This is a genomic window from Parasedimentitalea psychrophila (assembly GCF_030285785.1).
GTDB classification, from domain to species: domain Bacteria; phylum Pseudomonadota; class Alphaproteobacteria; order Rhodobacterales; family Rhodobacteraceae; genus Parasedimentitalea; species Parasedimentitalea psychrophila.
Genome location: NZ_CP127247.1, coordinates 2,619,798 through 2,643,167 on the forward strand (window position 1 = coordinate 2,619,798; position 23,370 = coordinate 2,643,167).

At 60.7% G+C, this 23,370-nt stretch carries 25 protein-coding genes; 14 read left to right on the top strand and 11 right to left on the bottom strand.

Going from position 1 to position 23,370, the window contains the following annotated elements; translation table 11 throughout:
• The first annotated feature begins 109 nt into the window (after positions 1-109).
• The 5 genes from QPJ95_RS12760 to QPJ95_RS12780 all read left to right on the top strand — a co-directional run bounded on the left by QPJ95_RS12760 (position 110) and on the right by QPJ95_RS12780 (position 4,587).
• Positions 110-388 carry a TraR/DksA family transcriptional regulator gene (locus QPJ95_RS12760; RefSeq protein WP_270917867.1) on the top strand — a complete coding sequence of 93 codons (279 nt, stop codon included), beginning with the start codon at positions 110-112 and terminating at the stop codon, positions 386-388.
• Positions 389-458: 70 nt separating this feature from the next.
• Complete coding sequence (locus QPJ95_RS12765) at positions 459-968, top strand: PhnA domain-containing protein (RefSeq protein WP_270917866.1); 510 nt, start codon at positions 459-461, stop codon at positions 966-968.
• A gap of 102 nt (positions 969-1,070) precedes the next feature.
• Positions 1,071-1,724 carry a protein-L-isoaspartate O-methyltransferase family protein gene (locus tag QPJ95_RS12770; RefSeq protein ID WP_270917865.1) on the top strand — a complete coding sequence of 218 codons (654 nt, stop codon included), beginning with the start codon at positions 1,071-1,073 and terminating at the stop codon, positions 1,722-1,724.
• Between the two features lie 135 nt (positions 1,725-1,859).
• Positions 1,860-3,278, top strand: coding sequence for a TolC family outer membrane protein (locus QPJ95_RS12775; protein ID WP_270917864.1), 1,419 nt, complete (start codon positions 1,860-1,862; stop codon positions 3,276-3,278).
• Positions 3,279-3,354: 76 nt separating this feature from the next.
• The gene (locus QPJ95_RS12780) at positions 3,355-4,587 is read left to right on the top strand and encodes a hypothetical protein (RefSeq protein ID WP_270917863.1); all 1,233 of its coding nucleotides are present in this window, start codon (positions 3,355-3,357) and stop codon (positions 4,585-4,587) included.
• Between the two features lie 21 nt (positions 4,588-4,608).
• Here QPJ95_RS12780 and QPJ95_RS12785 read toward each other — a convergent pair whose 3' ends face one another.
• Together QPJ95_RS12785 and QPJ95_RS12790 are read right to left on the bottom strand one after the other, a co-directional pair.
• On the bottom strand, positions 4,609-6,063 hold the full coding sequence (locus QPJ95_RS12785) for a cobyric acid synthase (protein WP_270917862.1): 1,455 nt from the start codon (positions 6,061-6,063) through the stop codon (positions 4,609-4,611).
• Positions 6,064-6,224: 161 nt separating this feature from the next.
• A complete protein-coding gene (locus tag QPJ95_RS12790) occupies positions 6,225-6,542 on the bottom strand; it encodes a DUF6280 family protein (RefSeq protein ID WP_127749698.1) in 318 nt (105 codons plus the stop codon).
• A gap of 217 nt (positions 6,543-6,759) precedes the next feature.
• Here QPJ95_RS12790 and efp point away from each other — a divergent pair, with 217 nt between their 5' ends.
• Positions 6,760-7,323 carry an elongation factor P gene (gene efp, locus QPJ95_RS12795; RefSeq protein WP_270917861.1) on the top strand — a complete coding sequence of 188 codons (564 nt, stop codon included), beginning with the start codon at positions 6,760-6,762 and terminating at the stop codon, positions 7,321-7,323.
• 74 nt (positions 7,324-7,397) lie between these two features.
• Here the strand turns inward: efp and QPJ95_RS12800 are convergent, their stop codons facing one another.
• From QPJ95_RS12800 to ygfZ, 3 genes are all read right to left on the bottom strand, one after another.
• Positions 7,398-7,931, bottom strand: coding sequence for a hypothetical protein (locus QPJ95_RS12800; RefSeq protein ID WP_270917860.1), 534 nt, complete (start codon positions 7,929-7,931; stop codon positions 7,398-7,400).
• 135 nt (positions 7,932-8,066) lie between these two features.
• Positions 8,067-9,005 (bottom strand): ABC transporter ATP-binding protein, encoded by a 939-nt coding sequence (locus tag QPJ95_RS12805; RefSeq protein WP_270917859.1) that lies wholly within the window; start codon positions 9,003-9,005, stop codon positions 8,067-8,069.
• 56 nt (positions 9,006-9,061) lie between these two features.
• On the bottom strand, positions 9,062-9,802 hold the full coding sequence (gene ygfZ, locus QPJ95_RS12810; protein ID WP_270917858.1) for a CAF17-like 4Fe-4S cluster assembly/insertion protein YgfZ: 741 nt from the start codon (positions 9,800-9,802) through the stop codon (positions 9,062-9,064).
• A gap of 77 nt (positions 9,803-9,879) precedes the next feature.
• Between ygfZ and QPJ95_RS12815 the strand changes: the two genes are divergently transcribed.
• Positions 9,880-10,560 (top strand): TIGR04283 family arsenosugar biosynthesis glycosyltransferase, encoded by a 681-nt coding sequence (locus tag QPJ95_RS12815; RefSeq protein ID WP_270917857.1) that lies wholly within the window; start codon positions 9,880-9,882, stop codon positions 10,558-10,560.
• 37 nt (positions 10,561-10,597) lie between these two features.
• On the opposite strand, the gene QPJ95_RS12820 is transcribed toward QPJ95_RS12815, so the two are convergent.
• On the bottom strand, positions 10,598-12,457 hold the full coding sequence (locus QPJ95_RS12820) for an ABC transporter ATP-binding protein (protein ID WP_270917856.1): 1,860 nt from the start codon (positions 12,455-12,457) through the stop codon (positions 10,598-10,600).
• A gap of 239 nt (positions 12,458-12,696) precedes the next feature.
• Between QPJ95_RS12820 and QPJ95_RS12825 the strand changes: the two genes are divergently transcribed.
• Positions 12,697-13,911, top strand: coding sequence for a pyridoxal-phosphate-dependent aminotransferase family protein (locus QPJ95_RS12825; RefSeq protein WP_270917855.1), 1,215 nt, complete (start codon positions 12,697-12,699; stop codon positions 13,909-13,911).
• A 54-nt stretch (positions 13,912-13,965) separates the two neighbouring features.
• On the opposite strand, the gene QPJ95_RS12830 is transcribed toward QPJ95_RS12825, so the two are convergent.
• Complete coding sequence (locus tag QPJ95_RS12830) at positions 13,966-14,145, bottom strand: histidinol phosphate aminotransferase (protein WP_270917854.1); 180 nt, start codon at positions 14,143-14,145, stop codon at positions 13,966-13,968.
• 106 nt (positions 14,146-14,251) lie between these two features.
• Positions 14,252-15,364: a pyridoxal phosphate-dependent aminotransferase gene (locus QPJ95_RS12835; protein WP_270917853.1), complete on the bottom strand. Its 1,113-nt coding sequence runs from the start codon at positions 15,362-15,364 to the stop codon at positions 14,252-14,254.
• A gap of 133 nt (positions 15,365-15,497) precedes the next feature.
• On the opposite strand from QPJ95_RS12835, the gene QPJ95_RS12840 reads away from it, so the two are divergent.
• Positions 15,498-16,280 carry a crotonase/enoyl-CoA hydratase family protein gene (locus QPJ95_RS12840; RefSeq protein WP_270917852.1) on the top strand — a complete coding sequence of 261 codons (783 nt, stop codon included), beginning with the start codon at positions 15,498-15,500 and terminating at the stop codon, positions 16,278-16,280.
• Positions 16,281-16,465: 185 nt separating this feature from the next.
• Here QPJ95_RS12840 and QPJ95_RS12845 read toward each other — a convergent pair whose 3' ends face one another.
• The 3 genes from QPJ95_RS12845 to secG form a co-directional block, all read right to left on the bottom strand.
• Positions 16,466-17,368 carry a fructose bisphosphate aldolase gene (locus QPJ95_RS12845; protein ID WP_270917851.1) on the bottom strand — a complete coding sequence of 301 codons (903 nt, stop codon included), beginning with the start codon at positions 17,366-17,368 and terminating at the stop codon, positions 16,466-16,468.
• Positions 17,369-17,628: 260 nt separating this feature from the next.
• The gene (locus tag QPJ95_RS12850; protein WP_270917850.1) at positions 17,629-19,272 is read right to left on the bottom strand and encodes a CTP synthase; all 1,644 of its coding nucleotides are present in this window, start codon (positions 19,270-19,272) and stop codon (positions 17,629-17,631) included.
• 173 nt (positions 19,273-19,445) lie between these two features.
• Positions 19,446-19,820, bottom strand: a complete 375-nt coding sequence (gene secG / locus QPJ95_RS12855) for a preprotein translocase subunit SecG (protein ID WP_270917849.1) — start codon at positions 19,818-19,820, stop codon at positions 19,446-19,448.
• A 162-nt stretch (positions 19,821-19,982) separates the two neighbouring features.
• Between secG and nthA the strand changes: the two genes are divergently transcribed.
• From nthA to QPJ95_RS12880, 5 genes are all read left to right on the top strand, one after another.
• The gene (gene nthA / locus QPJ95_RS12860) at positions 19,983-20,609 is read left to right on the top strand and encodes a nitrile hydratase subunit alpha (RefSeq protein ID WP_270917848.1); all 627 of its coding nucleotides are present in this window, start codon (positions 19,983-19,985) and stop codon (positions 20,607-20,609) included.
• The gene (nthB, locus tag QPJ95_RS12865) at positions 20,606-21,307 is read left to right on the top strand and encodes a nitrile hydratase subunit beta (protein ID WP_270917847.1); all 702 of its coding nucleotides are present in this window, start codon (positions 20,606-20,608) and stop codon (positions 21,305-21,307) included. Before nthA ends, nthB begins: the two co-directional genes overlap by 4 nt.
• Positions 21,304-21,651 carry a nitrile hydratase accessory protein gene (locus QPJ95_RS12870; protein ID WP_270917846.1) on the top strand — a complete coding sequence of 116 codons (348 nt, stop codon included), beginning with the start codon at positions 21,304-21,306 and terminating at the stop codon, positions 21,649-21,651. The genes nthB and QPJ95_RS12870 overlap by 4 nt, the downstream gene beginning before the upstream one ends.
• A 153-nt stretch (positions 21,652-21,804) precedes the next feature.
• Positions 21,805-23,100 (top strand): adenylosuccinate synthase, encoded by a 1,296-nt coding sequence (locus QPJ95_RS12875; protein WP_270917845.1) that lies wholly within the window; start codon positions 21,805-21,807, stop codon positions 23,098-23,100.
• The gene (locus QPJ95_RS12880) at positions 23,100-23,339 is read left to right on the top strand and encodes a DUF2842 domain-containing protein (protein ID WP_270917844.1); all 240 of its coding nucleotides are present in this window, start codon (positions 23,100-23,102) and stop codon (positions 23,337-23,339) included. The genes QPJ95_RS12875 and QPJ95_RS12880 overlap by 1 nt, the downstream gene beginning before the upstream one ends.
• Positions 23,340-23,370: the final 31 nt, after the last annotated feature.

The window sequence follows — 23,370 nt, forward strand, 5'->3', positions numbered from 1 at the left end:
CCAGTTGTCTCGCCAAAACGGTCTCCTCATATCCAGTGAGTTTATTGATCTAAAGCAAAGAACTAATCTTCTAGTACCGCCACAGGTGGCGGCGGTTAAGATGGGGGCGATGCAGGTGAATTTTGCCGCACGCAGAAATACGCTGGAAAGTAAGCGCAAGCGATTGGTCGGGGTGGCTCCATCCCGTCCAGGACCGCTGCTGTCCGGCTGGCGCTGCGGTGGGAGGCTGCCGTATTTTGAGGTGGACGAGCTGCGTCAGGTCGAAGTGGCCTTGGCCCGGCTGCATGAGGGCAGTTATGGATTCTGTCAGATTTGTGGTGATGACATTCCCGACGCGCGTCTCGACCAGCTGCCTGCGACGCCGTTTTGTCAGTGCTGCGCCGTCTGATTGCCCCGCTTTCCTTTGTGCCGCGCCTGACCTATAGCAGCCCTGACCCTTGATTTCCGGAGCTTGCCCAATGACCTGTGCCCTTTGTTCTGCTGACGCGCCGCTGTCCGACTATCCTGTCACCGGCGGCCCCGATGGAGCCAGCGCTGCGCTCTGCGACAGCTGCCTGACGCAGATCGAAGGCACGCTGGAGGCCAATCACTGGCGCTGCCTGTCCTCGTCCATGTGGTCCGAGGAGGTGGCGGTGCAGGTGCTGGCAGCGCGGCTGTTGAGCCGGTTGTCGGATCAGGACTGGGCGCGCGATTTGAGCGATCAGCTGTGGCTGGATGACGACACCCGCGCCTGGGCCGATAATGTTGCCGCCGCCAGCCAACATAAAGACAGCAATGGTGTGCAGCTCAACCAGGGCGATACGGTGGTGCTGATCAAGGATCTGGTGGTCAAGGGGGCCGGGTTTACCGCCAAGCGTGGCACCGCCGTGCGCAGTATTTCTCTGGTGGCGGATAACCCCGAGCATATCGAAGGCCGGGTCGAGGGCCAGCGCATCGTTATTTTGACTCAGTTTGTCAAAAAGAAATAGCGCGGCGGCATCAGGTGACGCAAATCTCCTTTCGCCCCGTTGCCGCGCCTGCGGGGATGTGGCACAATCTTTTGTAACCGACTGAACAGATGAGTTTAGCACATGACTGACTTTGCCGAACGCCGCCGCATGATGGTTGATACACAGGTCCGCCCGTCGGACGTCACCAAGTATCCAATTATCGAAGCAATGCTGTACGTGCCGCGTGAGAATTTTGTAAACGGCGCCCAGCGTGAAGCGGCATATGCCGACCAGAATATCGATCTGGGGCAGCGCCGCACATTGCTGGAACCGCGCACCCTGGGCAAGATGCTGGATGCACTGGACGTGCAGGGCGACGAGCTGGTGTTGGATGTGGCCTGTGGCATGGGCTATTCTTCGGCTGTTGTGGCCCGCATGGCGCAGATGGTGATCGCGGTCGAAGGCGACGAAGAACTGGCCGCCGAGGCGCAGGTGCAGCTCAGCGAGATTGGCGCTGACAATGCCATCGTGCATGTGGCGCCGCCGCATGAGGGGGCTGCGGAACACGGCCCATACGATGTTATCATGGTGCAGGGCGGGGTCGAAGATCTTCCTGCGCCGCTGTTGGCGCAGCTGAAAGATGGCGGGCGGATTGCTGCTATCTTTATGACCGGCGCCTTGGGACAGGTCAAAATCGGCTATAAGACCGGTGAGCAGATCTCATGGCGGTTTGCGTTCAACGCAGGTGCGCCGATCCTGCCGGGCTTTGCTGCGGCGAAAGAATTCACGCTCTGATCCCAGCTGGGGCTGAGCTTGATTTGCAGCCCGGTGCTGTGGCGACCAGATTAGTGTTCTGGCTTGGGAGTGTTTTTCCCGGGTCAGATCTCAATGGAACGGGCTGCAAAAGCTCTGGCAGATGAGGCGAGATAGATGCGCAAGACGGTTTCAAGAGGATTTTTCAAGACCTGTGTTTTTGCGGGTGGCCTTGTTGCCGTGGCGCTGGTCCCCAAGTCTGCGCAGGCGGACAATATCTCGGATGCCATGATTGGCGCCTATAAAACCAGCGGTTTGCTGGAGCAGAATCGGGCTCTGCTGCGGGCGACAGATGAAGATGTGGCGATTGCGGTGGCGCAGCTGCGTCCGGTAATCAGCTGGACCCTCTCGGCAGAGCAGTCCTATAATCGCAGCAACACCGGCGCCGGAATTTCCCAATCCAGTAATGACGGGCTGTCCACGGGCATCCGCCTGCAATGGTTGCTGTTTGACGGTGGTGCTTCGCAACTCGACCAACTGGCGGCGCAAGAGACGGTTCTGGCAACCCGGCAGTCGCTGCTCAACATTGAGCAACAGGTTATGTTCTCTGCGGTGCAGGCCTATGTGAATGTCTTGCTGCAGCAAGATACCGTGGCGCTGCGCGGCAATAACCTGCGCCTGTTGCAAGAAGAACTAAAGGCAGCACAGGACCGGTTTGAGGTCGGCGAAGTGACCCGGACGGATGTGGCCCTGGCGCAGAGCCGGGTGGCGGGTGCTCAGGCCAGCCTGGCAGAAAGCCGGGGCGACCTGTTGACTGCCCAGGCGGTCTATATTGAGGTGGTTGGTCACTCATCGGGGCGGCTTGCTGGACAACCCAGCCTGCCACAGCGGGCGGCCTCGTTGTCGTCGGCGCATGCCATTGCGGCGCGCAATCATCCGTCTTTGCTGGCACAGCAACACGCGGTAAAGGCTGCGGATCTGTCTGCGAAAAGCACCGCCAAATCCTTGGGGCCAAGCGTGTCTTTCTCGGCGACAGCCGCCTATTCTGATTCCTGGGATAGCTCGGGCGGGAGCGATAATTCCAGCACCAGCGTGACCCTGTCACAGCCAATCTATGCCGGTGGTGCACTGGCCGCCAGCAGTCGCGCCAGCGTCGCCCGGTTGGATGCCGAAAAGGGCGCGTTGATTTCGGTGCAGCGATCGGTGGTGCAGATTGTCAGCCAGGCCTATGCGGTGCTTGAGGCCTCGGGCGCCAGTTTGGTGTCCTCGAACGAGCGGGTGCGCGCCGCGCAGGTCGCCTTTGACGGAATTCGCGAAGAGGCGACCCTGGGTGCACGGACAACTCTGGATGTCCTGCAGTCCGAGCAAGAGCTGCTTGATGCGCAGACCTCGCGGGTTCAGGCCCGCGCCAATCAGGTCATCGCGGCCTTTGGATTGCTCAGCTCGCAGGGGCTTCTCACTGCCGAACACATGGGGCTGGCAGTGGAAATCTATGATCCGACCCTGTATTATAATCTGGTCAAGGATGCGCCAGCCTATGTCAGCCAGCGCAGCAAGGATCTGGATCGGGTAATGAAGGCCCTGGGAAAGAATTGACAATTCGTTCTACCGGTTGTGCGGTAAAACTAACCCCGTTACACTGCGTGTATTATGCGACAGGGATGAGTGAGCGATGTCCGAACCTGTAACCCATGCTGAGATAGAGGACGTGCTGTCTTCGATTCGCCGATTGGTGAGCGAGGACGGTCGCGAGACTGTTGTCCCCGGCAGGCCAGCCGCCACCACCGGGAAACCGGTTGCGCGTCTGGTCCTGACGCCCTGCTTGCGGGTGGCGGATGATCTGGTGGATGCGGCCGCCAATGATACACAGGCCGTTGATACACAGACCGTTGAGACACAGGCCGTTGAGACACAGGCCGTTGAGGCGCAGACGGAACCTCAGTTGAGCGATCTGGCAAGCAAAATCGAAACAGCTATTTTCGAGTCAGGGCTTGCCGAGCCTAGTGACGATAAGCCAGAGGGGCAGCCATCCGCGGGGTCGGAAACCGACCATCTTGTCGATGAAACCCATGAATATGCTGTTGCCGAATCCCACTCTGTCGATCCGGAAGACCATTGTGATGATACTTTTCTACACGCGGTGGCGCCGATTGCAGTGAATCCGCAGGCAGGTGATGCACCCTGGCATGACCCAGGCGCGACCTTGTTTGCCGCCGCAGGCGGGGCGGATTCGATTGCCGACAGCGCCGTAGAGGTCGAGACCCCGGATGAGGCCAAGCCCGTCACCAGTTTTGCCGAGAAAATTGCAGCTCTGGAAGCCGCGATAGGCCAGGGGGATGAGCAATGGGAGCCGGACGGCGAACCCGGCGAAGCCAATGCGGCCACCGCGGTTGAAACACTGGCCTGGGAAGATCTCGAAGACGAGTTGGTTGAGGTGGCGCCGCTCGGCGTCGCCGAGGCAGATGACTGTGCCGACAGTGATCCGCAGCGCGATATAACCCCCGAGATCGCGCCCGAGATCGCGCCTGAGAAGGTCTCCGAGAGCGCAGCCGAGATTATCCCGGAGATCGCGCCTGAGTTTACCCCGGAGACTGCGCCTGAGAGTGTAGCCGCGTTTGATCCGCCCAGTTTCGACCGGCCCGAGTTCGATCAGCCCGGTATCGATCAGCCTGGGGCCGAGCCTCTGGAGGCCATTCATCTGGCCGAGCAGGCCGTTGCCGACGAAGTCCTTGATGCACTGGCGGCTGATGAGGCGGTGATGGACGAAGAATCCCTGCGCGAACTGGTCGCTGACATCGTGCGCGAAGAGCTGCAGGGCGCCTTGGGCGAGCGTATAACCCGCAATGTGCGCAAGCTGGTCCGCCGCGAGATCCACCGCGCCCTTGCGGTGCAGGATCTGGGCTGATCGCTCAGGTCACGGTTGAGATCAGGTTTTGACGGGCTTTGCCAGCTCCAGCAGCTGATCGAGATCCATGTACCGCTCCAGGTGATCAGCCAGATCGTCCAGCGTCGCCTCAACCCCATCCTCATAGCCAATGCAGCTCTCGAAGCCCAAATTGGCCAGGAATTTGGCCCGGAAGGTGTCCGAGCTGAACAATCCGTGCAAGTAAGAACCACGCACCCTTCCATCGGCGGAAACAGCCCCCTCGGGGCGGCCCTCGACGTTGAGCCAGGCACGGGCGCAATCCGGCCCCTCGCTGCGGCCCATGTGGATTTCATATCCCGATACTGGCACATTGCCGTCGATGGTATGGGCTTGGCGCAACGCGACTTTTTTCTCGCCCGCCATGGTGGTTGAGATGTCCAATAGCCCAAGCCCGGCCACTTTGCCCGGTTTGCCGTCAACACCCTCGGGGTCGTCGATCTCTTTGCCCAGAATTTGATAGCCACCACAGAGCCCCAGCACGTGACCACCGCGGCGATAATGCGCCAGAATGTCGATGTCCCAGCCCTGCGCCCGCAGATAGGCCAGATCGCCAATGGTGGATTTGCTGCCGGGAATCAGCACCAGATCCGCATCGCCGGGCAGGGGGCGTCCGGCCGGGATGATTTCCACCGTGACATTGGGCTCGGCGGCCAGCGGGTCCAGGTCGTCAAAATTCGCCATCCGCTCCAGTTGCGGTACCACCACCTTGCAGGCGCCACCCTTGCGTGAGCGGATGTCCATCATATCCTCGGCAGGCAATTTCCAGGCGTCAAAGAACCACGGAATCACTCCCAGCGACGGCCAGCCGGTGCGGCGCACAATGTCATCGCGTCCGCCGTCAAACAGGCTCAGATCACCGCGAAACCGGTTCACCGCAAAGCCAGCAATGTGATCCAGATCCTGCGTCTCCAGAACCGCGTGGGTGCCGACGATCTGCGCAATGACCCCGCCGCGATGGATGTCGCCAACTAAGACAACCGGCACATCGGCGGCGCAGGCAAAGCCCATATTGGCAATGTCATTCTGGCGCAGGTTGGTTTCTGCGGGCGACCCGGCGCCTTCGATCAGCACCAGATCAGCACCCGCCGCCAGCCGGTGAAAACTGTCCAGCACCGCCTCCAGCAGCCCGCTTTTGTCGCGCATAAACGACCCGGCCTGCTGGCTGCCGCGCCGCTTGCCCTGAACGATCAGCTGAGCGCCTGTGTCGCTCTCGGGCTTCAGCAGCACCGGGTTCATGTCGGTATGGGGCGCCAGCATGGCTGCACGGGCCTGCAGGGCCTGAGCCCGGCCGATTTCACCGCCCTCAGGGGTGACGGCGGCGTTGTTCGACATGTTCTGTGGCTTGAACGGTGCAACCCGCAATCCGCGACGCACAAAGGCCCGCGCCAGACCCGCCACAATTAGCGATTTGCCGACATTGCTGCCGGTGCCCTGTATCATGATTGCCCGCGCCATGGTCTGCCTCCTGTGTTGCATTTGGCATGCGCTATTCTTCGCTGTGAAAAGCCGCCGTATGGCAAAGGGCCGCAGGGGCTGCAGCCTGCAAAAACACATAGATAAAATAGAAAAACGCGCCCCGCAGGACGCGCTTTTTCATAGTCTGTTTGCGACTTGTTTTAGGCGGCTTCGGCCTGCGCTGCGTTGCGGCGCTCGCTTTCTTCACGGGACAGCGCAACCGAGGTGCGGACACCGCGACCGACAAAGTCCATCAGCCCGGACACAACCCGCTCATTGGGGTCGATACCGGCACAGGACAGCACTTCGCGACCATCGCGCGAGCGTGCCCAACGAGCGATCTGCTCGGGTCCATTGCCATATTTCTTGTCATCTGCGATGGCATCATCCAACGCAGCCAGCACAACAGCTGCGAACAGTTTACGGGCACGGTTGCCTTGTTCGTTATTAAAGGCGGTGCCGTCAACGAAATCTCTCATCTCGCATCCTTTGTTGTTCTTGCTATTGCAATTCTTGGCGTGGCGCTCCTTATGACTGATCCAGAACGATTCGGATAGGCTCTTCTTGCATAGCTGTTATGCAAATTGTGCATACCTTTTCAGTGCCGCCTACCAAATATCGTTGTCTTGCCAGTCTGGGACCTGCCAGATATAGGTTCGGTTAACAAATCATCAACCTCCGGAGGGGTATTTTCTCATGCCTAAGATCAATGGAAACGAAATCCGCCCCGGCGCTGTGCTTGAACATAACGGCGGACTTTGGGCCGCAGTGAAGGTCGATCACGTCAAACCCGGCAAGGGCGGCGCCTTTGCCCAGGTTGAACTGCGCAACCTTCGTAACGGCTCCAAGCTTAACGAACGGTTCCGTAGCGCCGACAAAGTTGAAAAAGTCCGGCTGGAACAAAAGGACCAGCAGTTTCTCTATGAGAACGATGGAATGCTGGTGTTCATGGACATCGAAACCTATGAGCAGATTGAATTGCCAACCGAATTGCTGGGCGATCGCCGTCCGTTCCTGCAGGATGGCATGACCATTGTTGTGGAATTCCACAACACCGAGGCGCTGCACGCAAAAGTACCGCAGAAGGTGACTTGCAAAGTCGCCGAGACCGAGCCGGTGGTGAAAGGTCAGACTGCGGCAAAATCCTTTAAGCCAGCGGTTTTGGACAATGGAATCAAAGTCATGGTGCCACCCTTTGTGGGCCAGGACGAATTGATTATCGTCAACACTGATACCATGGAATACGCTGAACGCGCCTAAGCGGTGTCGCATCACCACAAAAAAGACCCCGTGCTGTCACCAGCGCGGGGTTTTTTGATTCGGTTGGCGTTCGGTCAGTTCATTGTCAGGGAGAAGCCGCATTCATCCATCATCTTGCCATAGGCCGCAGTGAACCCATCCAGAGATGCACTTGCAATGATCTTGTTGTCTGCATGCGCCTCAACCGTGGAGCCCCGCCGCATCGCCATCAGCATCAATAAAACCGAGTTCTGCTGCGGGCTGCTTTCGGCCTGAAAAAACCCTTCGTCGTTGACATAGGCCATTGCCTGGCCAGCAACATTGGTGCCTGAGTCAAATTTGAACTCGATAGCCTGCTGGTCGTACATCACGGTTTGGTGGTGTCTGGGGGCAATTTCAATCAGTCGTGGCGCCGGGAAAAAGTCAGGCGGTCCGGCATCTCCGTTTGACACCTCCAGCGCCCAAACCGGGTCGCCGTCGCCGCCGGTGTGGGCATAACAGGTGACCCTCAGGTCTTCTCCGGTGTCAATCTGATCGGTGGAGACATGCCAGTCGTTGTAATTCCAATAGCCGGCGGTAGCAGGTAGCGCCGGGGCGGTGGCCAGTGCCAAGGCAAAAATTAATCGCATCAATTCGTCCTTTTATATCTATACCAAAATTTGGCACAGAGACGCGGAATTGCCCAATCATCTTCATCTAAAATTAATCAGATTGATCCGTCTTTCATCGCCCATTTTGCGCCTGAACGGATTTGAGGCTTATATTTATGAGCTGTTGACGTGGGGGGGCAGGATATCGCGCAATAATTCAAATTTGACACGATTTGCGCTGACCTGCCGGTAAAAGGCGATCAGGAAGGCGGTGGGACCCTGCAGGCGGGACAATCCCAGAGTGGCGGCCACAACGGTGCCGACGTCGGTGCGCCCCTGCAGCACCAGCCAGCCCCCCAGCATCAGCACCGCGACGGTGCCTGCTCCGTTGATTGTGCTCAACAAAAACTTGGTCGACAGTTTCCAGATGAACATCTGTCGGCGGGTTTCAAAAATCCGGTCGAATTCATCCAGAACCGATTGCTCTGCTGCTGCCACTTCGGCGGCACTGATCTGATCCGTAGCCCGGCGCAGAATGCGCACCCGGTCGGCCACCAGAGCGTTGATCCGGTTTTGGCTGAACAAGACCAATAGAACCTGCGGCGCAATCATCGCCAGCGCAATGGTGCCCAATTGCGGTTGGGTCGAGGCAATAAAGCCAATCACACTGATCAAGGTGCCGATCTGCACCACGGGCTCGGAAAAGGCGCTGCCGGCGAATTTGCCCAACTCCTCGGCCTCGGCGGAAATGGCGGTGGTCAGGGTGCCGGTCTGAATGCCACCGGTCTGAATGGCTCCCGGCTCAGGCCGGTTGCGATTGGTGGCACTATATAACCGCTGTCTGAGCAGCCGGATAATGTCCTCACCCAGCACCCCGGACCGCAGTCCCAGCAGCCATTTCAGCACCAGGCTCAGCACGATGGCCGCCATCATACCCGCGCCCAGCCAAAACAGCGTTTCGGCCGTCGCCGCGCCATTGGTCAGCGTGTTGACAATTTCTTGCTGGAATTTCAGCGGCAGTGCTGCCAGGGCGGCAATTGATATTGAAAAAGCAATCAGAACAAGCTGGCGGCCCCCGCTGACGCGCCAGATGGCGGTATATAACTGTAGCAATGGCGGCCTCGTTCCTTACCTGTCGTATTGGATCGTGGACCGGATGGCGGTGCAACTCAACCCGGATTGGTCCAGCGAACAACGGCCGCATCGGCCTGCATGTCACCGCTGGCACGGTCAAACCGCAGATAGGCCAGGGCGCGGGGCCCGGATTGGGTGAACAGGGTGCCCGCCACTTTGCCATCCGCCATGATCGCGGTGCCGGGGGCTGCCTGACCGTCGATGTCGACCTGACACAGGCCCTTGCGCAGGGTGGTCTTGTGCTTCATCCGCGCGGTGACTTCCTGACCGACATAACAGCCCTTGCGGAAATCGACGCCGTTCAGGGCCTCAAAACCCAATTCCAGAATGAAACTGTCAGGGGTCAGCTCGATGCCGGTTTCCGGGATGATATGGGCCACCCGGATGGCATCCCAGTCACTGCCGTCATCGCCGCTGGCGCCGCCATAGAGCCGCCAGCCCATGTCGCCGTGCCGGGGATCGCCCAATGCGCTAGCCGGAGCAGGGCCGGTGCCGCGCGCCACCTGCCGGTCACTGTCGGTTATTTCCACATTGGCACGCAACCGGTACATGGTCAGCCGCTTTGACAGCCCGTCCGCCAGTTCGGCGGCGACGTCCAGCAACACATCTTCGCCCTCGGCCAGAAGAAAGAAATCGGCCAGATACTTGCCCTGCGGTGTCAGCATCGCAGCATAGACCAGGCCCTGGTCGATCCTGGATAGATCATTGGTCACCAGCCCCTGCAAAAAGCTGCGGGTATCCGGGCCGGACAGGCGCAGAATGCGGCGTTGGCTCATTTTGGTCTCCATTGGCATGGTCATAATCTGTCTCAGTGATATAGCAACGGCACCGGAAGAAAACAGGAAAACCCCATATGCCCGCCGAGATAAGCCTTGTGATCCCAACCCTGAATGCCGCCGAGGACCTGCCGGGATGTCTGGAGTCGCTGATGGAGGGGCTGGCCGCCGGGCTGATCCGTGAGCTGCTGATCACCGATGGCGGCTCACTGGATGCCACCGGCCAAATTGCCGAGGCGGCCGGCGCTCGGCTGCATCACGGACCCGCGTCGCGGGGCGGCCAATTGCAACGGGGCTGTGCGGCGGCCAAGGGCAACTGGCTGCTGGTGCTGCATGCGGACACCCAGCTTGAACAGGGCTGGAGCCAGGTGGTGTCACGGCATCTGCAGGACGGCGGCGGCAGGCCGGCCTACTTCCGGCTGAGGTTCCGGGCCAGCGGTGTGATGCCCGGTCTGGTGGCAGGTTGGGCCAACTGGCGGTCCCGGCTGTTTGGATTGCCCTACGGGGATCAGGCGTTGTTGATCAGGCGCGGAGACTATGAGGCGGCGGGTGGATACCGGGACCAGCCTCTGATGGAAGACGTGGCCCTGGTGCGCTGTCTCAGCGCACTGGTCGAGCTGCCGGCCTGCGCCCTGACCAGTGCTGCGCGTTATCAGCAGCAGGGCTGGCTGCGCCGCGGCACCCGCAACCTGTTGTTGCAGCTGCGCTATGCCCTGGGCGCTTTGCCCGAGGTACTGGCCCGATCTTATGACAAGTGAGCTGTTACGGTGCGTGCAAGCACGCACTCTACATCGGTCAGGCGCCAAAGACCCTGCGGCCAAGACGCTGCCACCAGCTGGGCTGGATGGTTGACTGCTGCGCCAATGACGGCGCCTGCGCCGCAACCCCCTGCGGCTCGACCAGGGTTTTACCGTCCTGGAACTGCAGCCGGTACAGATCGCCGTAGATACCGCCACGGGACAACAGCTCATCATGGCTGCCCTGGTCGGCAACCTGACCCCGTTCCATCACCACGATCTTATCGGCGTTGCGAATGGTCGACAGTCGGTGGGCGATGACCAGCGTGGTGCGCCCGCCGGAGAGCCTGTCCAGCGCCTGTTGCACCACTTTCTCGGATTTGGCATCCAGCGCCGAGGTGGCCTCGTCCAGCAGCAGGATGGGACTGTCGCGCAGCAGCGCCCGGGCGATCACCACCCGCTGTCGCTGGCCCCCCGAAAGCGCCGAGCCGCGTGGCCCGACCAGGGTGTCCAGCCCGTCCGGTAGCTTGGGCAGGAAGTCGGCCACATGGGCCGCCTCAAGCACTTCTTGCAGCCGGGCATCACTGACATCGGTTCTGCCCAGCAGAATATTCTCGCGCAGGGTCTCGTCGAACAACAGCGCCTCTTGGGTGACCACCGAAAACAGATTGCGCAGATCGGCCAGGGCCAGATCGGCAACCGCAATGCCGTCGACGGTCACCGCGCCCTCTTGAGGGTCGATCAACCGGGTCAACAGGTTGAAGATGGTCGATTTGCCGGCCCCAGAGGCCCCCACCAGGGCGGTGGTCTTGCCTGCCTCGGCGACCAGAGACAGATTGTGCAGCACCGTCGCCTCGCCATAGCGCAGGGTCACCGCATCCAGCTGGATGCGTGGCAGCCCGGTGGGCAGCGCCAGTGGCGTGGCGGGCGAGGTCAGCTGGATCGGCTCATCCATCAACTCCTTGATGCGCTCCAGTGCCGCCGCCGCTGACTGCCAGATGCCGCTGATTGCGGCCAGCCGTCGCATCGGATCAAACGCCAGCCCGATTGCGGTGAAAAAGGTCATGAACTGGCCAACGGTTTTCTCGCCGGAAATGATCTCGCCACCGCCGTAGAGCACCACCCCCATCACCCCAATTCCGGCCATCATGTCGATCATTCCGGTGATCGACGCGGTGCCCAGCGAGGCGCGTATTTCGGCGCGTACAAAGGTGCTGGTCTGACCGGCGAAGCGGTCGGTCTGGTAGCGCTCAAGATTGTTCAGCTTGATCGGCACCATGCCGTGAAAGATCTCGTCCAGACGCACCGCCAGAGAGGCGCCCAGATCGCGGGCCAGGCTGGACTTTTTGCGCACATAGCGCTGGATGCCTGCAATCGGCAGCAGCACCAGGGGCAGCCCGATCAGCATGATCACGGTCCAGATCCAGTCCACGCTGATCGCCACGCCAATGACCGCCACCAATTGTGCCATGTCGCGTCCGGCGCCGGTGACCACCGCCCGCCAGACCTGGTTGATGGCGCCAACGTCGCTTTGGATCCGCTGGATCAGAAAGCCGGGCGGGTTGATCTGGTGAAACGAGGCGTCCTGCCGGATCAGACGCGCCAGCATATCCTTGCGCAGATGCGCCGCTGAGGTTTGCGAGATCTTGCTGAGGATGACCTTTTGGCCAACGCTGGACAGGCCACGCAGGGTGAAGATGACAAAAAACGCCAGCGCCACCCAGAACAGGGCGTCGGTATCCCCTGCCACAAAGACAAGGTCGAACATCGGCTGCATCATGTAGCTGAGCCCGCCGACGGTGCCGCCCTCGACCAGCATGAACGCGCCCGCAAGCGCCAGCAGGGGCATGTGGCGGCGCAGATATCCCCGCCACAGCCAACCCATCAACTCACGAGAAGACTTCGGTTTGCCGGTCATAAGGGGGGATTCCTCCAGGACATATGGTGACATTCAGGGGCCTTTAAATATGCCCCGGGGCCATTTAACCATCTGTACCCAAGGGCGCAAGCTTTGCCGGGCATGGCGACGGCGCCATGCCCTTGGCGGCTCTGATCAATTGGCTGGATTGACGCGCCGTGTGTTGGCGATAGTGTGGGCCGAAATATAGCGGCAAATGGCACCCCGTCAGGGGGCCACTGACTAGGGGCAATAGACCAATGGCTGACACTGTAAATCTGGCGGCAGGGCGCCCCTATCTGGCTATTCCGGGGCCTTCGGTGCTGCCGGATCAGGTGCTGCAGGCGATGCATCGGCCGTCGCCAAATATCTATGCGGGTGAACTGGTCGAGATGACCGAGGGCTTGATCCCAGATCTGCAACGGGTGGCGCGGACCCGTCACCATGTGGCGATCTATATTGCCAATGGCCATGGGATCTGGGAGGCGGCCCTGGCCAATGTCATCGCACCGGGGGATCGGGTGCTGGTTCCGGGCACTGGCCATTTTGGTCTTGGCTGGGCGCAGGTGGCGCGGGGGCTGGGGGCCGAGGCCGAATTGCTGGAGCACGGCAAGCATTCCCACTGGGATCTGGCGCAGGTGGCGCAGAGCCTGAAGGCTGATTCCGCTCACCGGATCAAGGCGGTGCTGGCGGTGCATGTGGATACTTCATCCTCGGTGCGCAATGACATCCCGGCGTTGCGGGCGCTGATGGACGAGCTGAAACACCCGGCTCTGCTGATGGCCGACTGCGTTGCCTCGCTGGGCTGTGAACAGTTTGAGATGGACACATGGGGCGTCGATGTGATGGTCACCGCCAGCCAAAAGGGGCTGATGGTGCCCGCCGGTCTGGGCTTTGTCTTTTTTAATGAAAAGGCCGATGCCATACGCAGTGCGATGCCGCGGGTCAGCTGTTACTGGGATTGGCAGCCGCGCGCCCGGCCGCAGCAGTATTACCAGTATTTCAATGGCACCGCCCCCAGCCATCATCTCTATGGCCTGCGGGCGGCGCTGGATCTGATCCAAGCCGAAGGGCTGGAGAATGTCTGGGCCCGGCATCAGCGGCTGGCCCAGGCCATCTGGGCGGCTTGCGAGGTCTGGGGGCAGGATGGCGGACCATTGCGCCTGAATGTTTCGGACCCGGCGCTGCGCTCCCACGCGGTCACCTCGCTGCAGATCGGGGCGCCGGACGGCAGCCGCCTGCGCGACTGGCTGGAGCATAATCTGGGCCTGACCCTGGGTATCGGTCTTGGCATGGCCCCGGCCAATTCGGCGGCGCGGCACGGATATTTCCGGCTGGGTCACATGGGCCATGTCAATGGCCAGATGGTGATGGGACTGCTGGGCGGGATAGAGACCGGGCTGCAGGCGCTGAAAATTCCACATGGATCGGGTGCGGTCGGTGCCGCCGCCAGCGTCCTGGCTACGGGCCAATAGGGGCTGTTCTGCCCGCTCCAAGCGGCAAAGACAGCGTGGACCGGGCGGCGGCGGTTAACTCAGGCGTTGCTCCAGCAGGTCAATGACATGGTTGATCAGCACCGCCAGCACCAGCACCGGGATCAACCCGTAAAGCATCCAGATGACGACAAAGATCCACATCATGTTGATGCCCAGAAAGGTCATTGCCGCCGCAAGGATGTCGGGCGTCTGAGGGTGTTTTCGATCTTGCATAGGGGCCTCCGATTTCGGGGGGTAGATGCAATAATCTAGCTCAGGCGCTGGTAATGTCCGGTAAAAGTGGGGCCAACTTGTCGTGAAAACCCCGTCATTATGCAGATCAAGCGGTGCCACGTGCGGTGGCAAGTGCGGCGGGCAGGGCGGCGGCAAAGGTGTCAAGATCATCTTGTGGGCCACAACTGATGCGAATGCAGCGGTTCTGCGGCGCGGCAAAGGGCATCCGCACAAAAATCCCCTGGGCAATCAGCGCCTCCAGTACCCGCTTGGCAAAGGCGCCATCGGAGCCGCAGTCCAGTGCCACAAAATTGGTGGCCGTGGGCAGCGCGGTCAACCCATTGGCGCTGGCGATGTCTGTGATGCGTTTGCGGGCGGTGGTGATCTGCGCCAGCACATGCTCCAGCCACTGCTGATCGCGCAGCGCCGCCAAGGCCCCGGCCTGGGCGATGCGGCTGACGCCAAAATGATTGCGCACTTTGTTGAAGGCGGAAATCAGCTCGGGGGCCGCTAATGCATAGCCGATCCGCGCCCCGGCCATGCCATAGGCCTTGGAAAACGTGCGCATTCTGATCAGCCGTGGATCATCCGCCGCAACCGGTGCGGCGGTGCCCTCTGGCGCGCATTCCACATAGGCTTCGTCCAGCAATAACAGGCAGCCCTCGGGCAGCTGATCCATCGCCGCGACAATGTCCGCGCCCCGGTGGCAGCTGCCCATGGGATTGTCGGGATTGGCCAGATAGACAATCTTGGCACCGACCTCAGCCGCTTTGGCAAACAGGCTGGCCGGGTCTTCGTGATCCTCGACATAGGGCACAGTGTGGATCACGCCGCCAAAGCCGCTGACATGGTAGTTAAAGGTCGGGTAAGCCCCCAGCGAGGTGACAACGCAGTCCCCCGGCGAGATCAGCAGCCGCACCAGATAGCCCAGCAGGCCATCGATGCCTTCGCCCACCATGATGTTCTGTGCTGCGATGCCATGATGCGCCGCCAGCGCCTGACGCAGGTCGTGGTTTTCGGGGTCGCCATACATCCAGACGTCCCCGGCGACCGCCTGCATCGCGGCAATCGCCTGTGGCGACGGACCAAAGATGTTCTCATTGGCCCCCAACCGGGCCGCAAAACCCGCCCCTCGGGCGCGCTCCTGGGTTTCGGGGCCGACAAAGGGCACCGTGGCGGGAAGGGATTGGGCAAGCGGGGTGTAGCGTGGATTTGACATACCCGCAGATAATCGTAACGGCCACGCCGCCGCAAGACCCAGATGCCCCGACGTTGTACTGGATTGGCGGCGGCTTCCACGGCAGATTGGCACCCAGAATGTAGGATAATATCAACGACTGGAGGCCAGGCTGATGGCGCGCGTATCAATCGAGTACAAAGACCACATTGCCCATGTGACCCTGACACGCGGCGACAAGATGAACGCGCTGGACAGCGAGATGGTCAAGGCGATCATCGCCGCCGGACAAGAGGTCGCCGCATCGGATGCGCGGGCGGTGGTTCTGTCCGGCGAAGGCAAAAGTTTCTGCGCCGGGCTGGATCTGATGAGCTTTGCCCAGATGGGCCAGGTGGATCCGCAGGACTGGCTGATGACGCGCAGTCACCACGACGCCAATGAGATGCAAGAGGTGGCGATGGTTTGGCGGCGGCTGCCCATGCCGGTGATTGCCGCGATCCAAGGGGTTGCCTATGGCGGCGGGCTGCAACTGGCGCTGGGGGCAGATATACGAATTGCCGCACCCGATGCCAGGCTGTCGGTGATGGAGATGAAGTGGGGCATTGTGCCTGACATGGGCGCTATGGCGCTGCTGCCGCGGCTGTTGCGATCTGATGTGCTGCGTCGTCTGACCTATACAGCCGAGGTGGTGCAGGCCGAACAGGCTTTGAACTGGGGTCTGGTGACCGAACTGGCCAAAGATCCACTCGTCCGGGCGCAGGATCTGGCCAGCCAGATCGCCAACCAGAGCCCCGCAGCCATCCGCGCCGCCAAGCGGTTGATTGAGCAGGCCGAGGCCGAGGATCGGGGCTCCGTGTTGCTGGCGGAATCGACGGAGCAGGTGGCGTTGATTGGCAAGCCCGAGCAGATGGAAGTGATTGCGGCGCAGATGGGTGGCCGCAAGCCGGTGTTCAAGTAGACAGAGGAGGAGGAGGGGCGCTGCCCCTCGCGCTTTTGGCGCTCACCCCGGGATATTTTTGGCCAGATGAAGCAGCGGCGCGGTTTTGCCCGGGACCGGATGTGGGTGGGGTCACGGTGCTGCCAGAATAAAACCCGCAGCTTTCTATGAAAGGTGCGGATTTTGCAGTCTTGTTGCAGGAGCGCTTACAGTGAGGCCTGATAGATCTTGTCGATATTGGCGCCCAGAGCGGCGTGATACTCGGTGTCGCTCATCGCGACATTAAGTCTTTCGGTGAGTGCCCGCGAGAAAGAGGCGATCATCTTGGTGTTCTGGCTGAGCAGGGCGCAGGCCTGATCTGTGGAATAGCCGCCCGACAGAGCCACGACGCGCACCACATTGGCGTGGTCGGCCAGCTCGTCAAAGAGACCGGAGACATTTGGCAGGGTCAGCTTCAGCGACACCTTGATGTCGCTCGGCAGAGCGTTCAGCTGCTTGAGCAATTCCGCCTTGAGCAGGATCTCAGCCTCTCCCTTGGTGGCGGAATGGATATCGATTTCGGGTTCGATAATCGCCAGCAACCCAGCCGCAGTAATCTGTCTGGCCAGCTCAAACTGCTGGGCGACAATCGCGCGAATACCGTCCACATTGGCCTTTTTGATGACCGACCGCATTTTGGTGCCAAAAATGCCCGCCTTGGCGGCGCGGGCCAGCAGCGCGTCAAGATCGGCAATGGGCTTCATCAGCTGAGCCCCGTTGGCAGCATCGACCAGGCCCTTGTCGACCTTCAGAAATGGCACAACACCGCAGCGGTCCCACAGGTAGGCCGCCACCGGAACGCCATCGATCTGTGCATCCATGGTCTTTTCAAACAGGATCGCGCCGAGAATTTTCTGGCTATTGAAATCGGGTGTCTGGATGATCCGGGCACGCATCTTGTGGATTTCGCCAAACATCTCGTCGTCATTGGAATAGGCATCGTCGGTGACGCCATAGAGCGCCAGCGCCTTAGGAGTGGAGCCACCGCTTTGGTCGAGAGCGGCTATGAAACCGGCGCCATTGGCGATGCGGTCAAGTTGCTGCTGCTGAATGGAAACGTCTTGTGTCATAGGCCCAGTTCTCCACAAAGGTACGGTCTCGGACCATCTATCATGCTGTTTTGCAAGGCGACACCCATCGCGCCTGAAGGATTGCGCTAACAATGTGCTTGGTGGCGCTAACACCAATAAAAAGCCGGAAACGAGCGCCACCGCGCGGCGCTGCTTCTGGTGAAACACTTGGGCACAGACAAATTTGGGCGCGCCAGAGATCCGGCGCGCCCGTTTGTAATTGGCTGTAGGGTGTGTGCTTGCACGCACCACGCTTGGGGTCAGACCAGACGTGAGGTCTCGATTGCCGCGCGCACAAAGTCACTGAACAATGGGTGCGGAGAAAACGGCTTGGATTTCAGTTCCGGGTGGAACTGCACCCCGATGAACCAGGGGTGATCTGTCCACTCAACAATCTCGGGCAGACGGCCGTCCGGTGACATGCCTGAAAAACGCAGGCCAGCGGCTTCCAGCTGGTCCCGGTATTTGATGTCGACCTCATAGCGGTGACGGTGACGCTCTTCGATATGGCTGCTGCCATAAATCCTGGCCACGTTCGAGCCTTCGGCCAAGGTGGCATCATAGGCACCCAGACGCATGGTGCCGCCTTTGTCGTCATCGGCGCTGCGCTGAACCTTGTGGTTGCCCTGCACCCATTCCTTCAGGTGATAGACCACCGGCTCAAAGCGCTTTTTGCCCAGCTCGTGATCGAACTCTTCCGAGCCGGCCTCGGAAATGCCAGCCACATTGCGGGCGGCCTCGATCACCGCCATCTGCATCCCTAAGCAAATGCCCAGATAGGGCACCTTGTGCTCGCGGGCGTATTGCGCCGCCTTGATCTTACCTTCGGTGCCGCGTTCGCCAAAGCCGCCGGGTACCAGAATCGCATGGAAACCCTGCAGATGCGGGCTGGCATCTTCGGTGTCAAAGGTCTCGGCGTCGACCCATTCGATCTTGACCTTGACCCGGTTGGCCATGCCGCCGTGGGTCAGCGCCTCGGCGATCGACTTATAGGCATCTTCCAGCTGGGTGTATTTGCCGACAATGGCAACCTTGACCTCGCCTTCGGGGTTATAGACCCGGTCGGCGACATCTTCCCAGCGTGCCAGATTGGGCTTGGGGGCAGGGGCGATGCCAAAGGCATCCAGAACCGCCTGATCCATGCCTTCGCGGTGATAGGCCAGCGGCGCCTCGTAGATTGATTTCAGATCCTGCGCCGCGATCACCGCATCGGGTCGCACGTTGCAGAACAGCGCCAGCTTATCGCGTTCCTTCTGCGGGATCGGCCCCTCAGAGCGGCATACCAGAATATCTGGCGCCAGACCGATCGAGCGCAGCTCTTTCACCGAGTGCTGGGTCGGCTTGGTTTTCAACTCGCCGCTGGCTTTCATATACGGCAGCAGCGTCAGGTGCATGAATATACACTGGCCGCGCGGCTTATCCTGGCCGAACTGGCGGATTGCTTCAAAAAACGGCAACCCTTCGATGTCGCCAACGGTGCCGCCGATCTCGCAGAGCATGAAGTCAACTTCATCCTCGCCTATTTTCAGGAACTCTTTGATCTCGTTGGTGACATGCGGGATCACCTGAATGGTTTTTCCCAGATAGTCGCCACGGCGTTCTTTTTCCAGCACGTTGGAATAGACCCGGCCGGATGAGATCGAGTCGGTCTTGCGGGCCGCAACCCCGGTAAAGCGTTCATAGTGGCCCAGATCCAGATCGGTCTCGGCGCCATCATCGGTGACAAAGACTTCGCCGTGCTCATAGGGGCTCATGGTGCCCGGATCGACGTTCAGATAGGGATCCAGCTTGCGCAGGCGCACCGAATACCCGCGGGCTTGCAACAGCGACCCCAGAGCCGCCGAAGCGAGACCTTTGCCAAGGGAGGAAACCACCCCGCCAGTAATAAAGATATAACGCGCCATAGCTGTTCGGCTACCCCCGTGAGAAGTCGTGAAGAGATCAGAATTCAGGTGCCCATTAGGTTTCGAAAAACCAAAGCATCACGGGACTTTGCTAATAGAGGATTCTTGCGACCAACACAAGAGAGCCGCAAGATGCGGTTGCGGCTCAATTTCCCCGTCTAGGTATGGTTCGATCAGTCTGCGCTGGGGACCAGCGGCGCATTGTCACCTTCGGCCGGCGGCAAAAGGTCGCTGCCAAGCGGTGCGGTCGGCGCAGCGGGGGTCTCGTCACCGCTTTCAGTTACCGTCGCCGCATCAGTGCGATCCAGAACCGAGGCGCCAGCAGATTTCTGCGCGGCCAGAATGGTCAGGGTGATCGAAGTGGTGATAAAGGCAATGGCAAGGATCCAGGTCACTTTGCTCATGGCTGTGGCCGCCGAGCGGCCCGACTGGGCACCGCCACCACCGCCACTCATGCCCAGACCTCCGCCTTCGGACCGTTGCAGAAGAACGGTGGCGATCAGGCCAAGGGCCAGAAAAAGGTGAATAATAAGAACAACGTTTTCCATGGGTCCCTGCGGTATTTGGCTGAGTATCGGCCGGTATGTAGGCAAGTTTGCAGAGCGGGGCAAGAGCCGAGTTTGCGGATCGTGGAGGAGAATGTTCATTCGCGTTGTTAGCAAGCGGCAATGGGGGTGGACAGAGCATCAACAAATTCGCACTCTGGACCCATGCCCCATGATCACAGCGACCACCCACATGCCCTTTTACCGCCTGACCCCGCGCTGCGGGTCAAGGCGCTGGAAACGATTCTCACCCGCAAGGGGCTGGTTGATCCGACGGCGCTGAATGAGATCATCGATACCTATCAAAACAAGATTGGGCCGCAAAACGGGGCGCAGGTGGTGGCCCGCGCCTGGAGCGACGCAGAGTTCCGCGCGGCTTTGCTGTCGGATGCCACTGCTGCGGTCAGCGATCTGGGTTATTTTGGCCGCCAGGGCGAACACATGGTGGCGGTGGAGAATACCGAAGCGGTGCATAACATGGTCGTTTGCACCCTCTGCAGTTGCTACCCTTGGCCGCTGCTGGGAATTCCGCCGGCCTGGTATAAATCGGATGCCTACCGGGCTCGGGTGGTGCGCGAACCGCGCAAAGTATTGGCCGATTTTGGCGTCACCCTGGCAGCGGACACCGCCGTGCGGGTCTGGGATTCCACCGCCGAGGTCCGCTATCTGGTGATTCCGATGCGCCCTGCAGGCACCGAGGGGCTGGATCTGGACGCGCTGGCCGCCCTGGTGAGCCGCGACAGCATGATCGGCACCGCCCTGGCCCAGAATCCACCGCAGGATCCCGTATGACCCGTGTTCACGACATGGGCGGGCGATTCGGCGATGGTCCGGTGATCCCGGAATCGCTTGATGCGCCGGTATTTGCCGCTGACTGGCAGGCCCGCGCCCTTGCGGTGACACTGGCCTGTGGCGCCTTGGGGCAATGGAATATCGATATCTCCCGCCATGCCCGCGAGCGTCTGTCGCCGCAGGATTATACCGGGTTCTCCTATTACCAGATCTGGATCTCGGCTCTGGCCGACCTGCTGGTCGAACGGGGCGTGTTGACCGAGGCCGATCTGGCCGGCCAGGGGCAGGAACAGGGGCAGGATCAGGCGGATGACCCCGCGCATCCTCTGGCCGGCAGAATGCTCAAACCCGAGGCGGTGGCGGCGGTTCTGGCGCAGGGCGGCCCAGCCAGTCGTGACAGCGACCAGCGGCCAAAGTTTTCACTGGGGCAGGCGGTGCGCTGCCGACGTCCCGCTGACAATTGTCTGGTGGACGGCGGTCACAGCCGATTGCCGGCCTATGCCGCAGGGGCGCGCGGTTACATTTTCCGTCTGCACGGCAGCCATGTGCTGCCCGACAGCAATGCCCATGATCTGGGCGAGGCCCCGGAACCCTTGTATGCGGTGCGCTTTGCCGCCCGCGAACTCTGGGCCCATCCGGAGCATCGCGACGATCAGGTCATTCTTGATCTGTGGCAAAGCTATCTGGTGGCGCTATGAGCAACTGCCTTACAGCAATTGCGCCTGAACCGGTGTTCCAGCAGCCCTGGCACGCCCAGGTTTTTGCCCTCACCGTGTCGCTGAACGAAAGTGGCCGCTTCACATGGTCTGACTGGGTGGCCCGGTTCTCCGCTGTTCTGGCGCAGCATGGCGTGGACAGGGGGCTGGATGGCGATCTGGACGGCGGGGATGACTATTTCCACGCTTGGCTGGAAACCCTCGAACTGATTCTCGCCGAAGACGGCGCCGCGCCCGCAGCCGAGGTCGATCACCTACGCGATGACTGGGAGCGCGCCTATCTGGAAACTCCGCATGGCGCCGTTGTTCACCTCGACGGGGCCTGATCTGCGTAGGGTGTGTGCTTGCACGCACCGTTTTTTGCTTCTGTTTTCCGAGAATGTGGCCTCTGCGGCCCATCGACGTCGGATTTGTGGTTCCACTGGCCTCGCAGCACCGCTATAGGGGGGCCGGTTTCAGACAAATACAAAGGACCAGATATGGCCAATGTCGTCGTAGTCGGCGCCCAATGGGGTGACGAGGGAAAAGGCAAGATCGTAGACTGGCTCAGCGAGCGCGCCGATGTCATCGCGCGCTTTCAGGGTGGTCACAACGCGGGCCATACACTGGTCATCGACGGCGAAGTGTTCAAACTTGCCGCGCTGCCATCCGGTATTGTGCGCGGCGGCAAGCTGAGCGTGATCGGTAACGGCGTGGTGCTGGACCCCTGGCACCTGCTGAAAGAAATCGAAGGCATCCAGAAACAGGGCGTCACCGTTACCCCTGAAACCCTGATGATCGCGGAAAACACCCCGCTGATCCTGCCGATCCACGGTGAACTGGACCGCGCCCGCGAAGAAATTGCCAGCAAGGGCACCAAGATTGGCACCACCGGTCGTGGCATCGGCCCGGCCTATGAAGACAAAGTCGGTCGCCGCTCGATCCGGGTTGCTGATCTGGCGGATGAAACCACACTTGAGGCCCGCGTCGACCGCGCCCTGCAGCATCACGACCCGCTGCGCAAAGGCCTGGGGATCGAGCCGATTGACCGCGATGCCCTGATCGCGCAACTCAAAGAAGTTGCACCAAAAATTCTGAAATATGCCGCGCCGGTGTGGAAAGTGCTGAACGACAAGCGCAAAGCCGGCAAACGGATCCTGTTTGAGGGTGCCCAGGGCGCGCTGCTGGATATCGACTTTGGCACCTATCCCTTTGTCACCTCGTCGAACGTGATTGCCGGTCAGGCCGCAACCGGCACCGGCATGGGCCCCGGCGCCATTGATTTTGTGCTGGGCATCGTCAAAGCCTATACCACCCGGGTTGGCGAAGGCCCGTTCCCGGCCGAGCTGAACGACGCCGACGGTCAACGCTTGGGCGAACGTGGCCATGAATTTGGCACCAATACCGGACGTCAGCGGCGCTGCGGCTGGTTTGATGCGGTGCTGGTGCGGCAGACCTGTGCCACCTCAGGCGTCAACGGCATCGCCTTTACCAAACTGGACGTGTTGGACGGGTTTGAGACCCTGAAGATCTGCACCGGCTATGAGCTGGACGGCAAACCGTTGGACTATCTGCCCACCGCCGCCGACCAACAGGCGCGCTGCACTCCGGTCTATGAAGAAATGCCGGGCTGGAGCGAATCAACCGAAGGGGCCCGCAGTTGGGCCGAGCTGCCGGCCAATGCGATCAAATATGTGCGTCGTGTCGAGGAGCTGATCGGCTGCCCGGTTGCGATGCTGTCCACCAGCCCGGAGCGGGAGGATACCATTCTGGTCACCGACCCGTTTGAAGACTGATGGCTGGTAAATCAGGTCTCAGCTACAAGGCCCGGCGGCGCTGGTCCCTTGTGGTGCTGCTGGTGGGGCTGCCGCTTTATATTATCGTGGCAACCACTCTGGCCGGACTTTTGAACCTGCAGTCCGTGCTGCTGGAACTGGTGCTGTATGGTGTTCTGGGCATTGTCTGGATCCTGCCGTTCAAATCGCTGTTTCGCGGTATCGGGCAGGCGGACCCGGATGCGCCAAAGGACGAATAATCCAGCGCCAAACGCAAATAAAAAAGGCAGG

What these genes read in the sequence shown, in the direction of transcription:
- QPJ95_RS12785 (WP_270917862.1), bottom strand. Translation starts at nt 6,063, where the DNA reads ATGGCGCGGGCAATCATGATACAGGGCACCGGCAGCAATGTCGGCAAA.
- QPJ95_RS12845 (WP_270917851.1), bottom strand. Translation starts at nt 17,368, where the DNA reads ATGACACAAGACGTTTCCATTCAGCAGCAGCAACTTGACCGCATCGCC.
- QPJ95_RS12820 (WP_270917856.1), bottom strand. Translation starts at nt 12,457, where the DNA reads ATGACCGGCAAACCGAAGTCTTCTCGTGAGTTGATGGGTTGGCTGTGG.
- QPJ95_RS12780 (WP_270917863.1), top strand. Translation starts at nt 3,355, where the DNA reads ATGTCCGAACCTGTAACCCATGCTGAGATAGAGGACGTGCTGTCTTCG.
- QPJ95_RS12880 (WP_270917844.1), top strand. Translation starts at nt 23,100, where the DNA reads ATGGCTGGTAAATCAGGTCTCAGCTACAAGGCCCGGCGGCGCTGGTCC.
- QPJ95_RS12775 (WP_270917864.1), top strand. Translation starts at nt 1,860, where the DNA reads ATGCGCAAGACGGTTTCAAGAGGATTTTTCAAGACCTGTGTTTTTGCG.
- QPJ95_RS12800 (WP_270917860.1), bottom strand. Translation starts at nt 7,931, where the DNA reads ATGCGATTAATTTTTGCCTTGGCACTGGCCACCGCCCCGGCGCTACCT.
- QPJ95_RS12870 (WP_270917846.1), top strand. Translation starts at nt 21,304, where the DNA reads ATGAGCAACTGCCTTACAGCAATTGCGCCTGAACCGGTGTTCCAGCAG.
- QPJ95_RS12875 (WP_270917845.1), top strand. Translation starts at nt 21,805, where the DNA reads ATGGCCAATGTCGTCGTAGTCGGCGCCCAATGGGGTGACGAGGGAAAA.
- QPJ95_RS12765 (WP_270917866.1), top strand. Translation starts at nt 459, where the DNA reads ATGACCTGTGCCCTTTGTTCTGCTGACGCGCCGCTGTCCGACTATCCT.
- QPJ95_RS12760 (WP_270917867.1), top strand. Translation starts at nt 110, where the DNA reads ATGCAGGTGAATTTTGCCGCACGCAGAAATACGCTGGAAAGTAAGCGC.
- ygfZ (WP_270917858.1), bottom strand. Translation starts at nt 9,802, where the DNA reads ATGAGCCAACGCCGCATTCTGCGCCTGTCCGGCCCGGATACCCGCAGC.
- QPJ95_RS12840 (WP_270917852.1), top strand. Translation starts at nt 15,498, where the DNA reads ATGGCGCGCGTATCAATCGAGTACAAAGACCACATTGCCCATGTGACC.
- QPJ95_RS12790 (WP_127749698.1), bottom strand. Translation starts at nt 6,542, where the DNA reads ATGAGAGATTTCGTTGACGGCACCGCCTTTAATAACGAACAAGGCAAC.
- QPJ95_RS12830 (WP_270917854.1), bottom strand. Translation starts at nt 14,145, where the DNA reads ATGCAAGATCGAAAACACCCTCAGACGCCCGACATCCTTGCGGCGGCA.
- efp (WP_270917861.1), top strand. Translation starts at nt 6,760, where the DNA reads ATGCCTAAGATCAATGGAAACGAAATCCGCCCCGGCGCTGTGCTTGAA.
- QPJ95_RS12850 (WP_270917850.1), bottom strand. Translation starts at nt 19,272, where the DNA reads ATGGCGCGTTATATCTTTATTACTGGCGGGGTGGTTTCCTCCCTTGGC.
- QPJ95_RS12835 (WP_270917853.1), bottom strand. Translation starts at nt 15,364, where the DNA reads ATGTCAAATCCACGCTACACCCCGCTTGCCCAATCCCTTCCCGCCACG.
- nthB (WP_270917847.1), top strand. Translation starts at nt 20,606, where the DNA reads ATGACCCGTGTTCACGACATGGGCGGGCGATTCGGCGATGGTCCGGTG.
- nthA (WP_270917848.1), top strand. Translation starts at nt 19,983, where the DNA reads ATGCCCCATGATCACAGCGACCACCCACATGCCCTTTTACCGCCTGAC.
- secG (WP_270917849.1), bottom strand. Translation starts at nt 19,820, where the DNA reads ATGGAAAACGTTGTTCTTATTATTCACCTTTTTCTGGCCCTTGGCCTG.
- QPJ95_RS12825 (WP_270917855.1), top strand. Translation starts at nt 12,697, where the DNA reads ATGGCTGACACTGTAAATCTGGCGGCAGGGCGCCCCTATCTGGCTATT.
- QPJ95_RS12770 (WP_270917865.1), top strand. Translation starts at nt 1,071, where the DNA reads ATGACTGACTTTGCCGAACGCCGCCGCATGATGGTTGATACACAGGTC.
- QPJ95_RS12815 (WP_270917857.1), top strand. Translation starts at nt 9,880, where the DNA reads ATGCCCGCCGAGATAAGCCTTGTGATCCCAACCCTGAATGCCGCCGAG.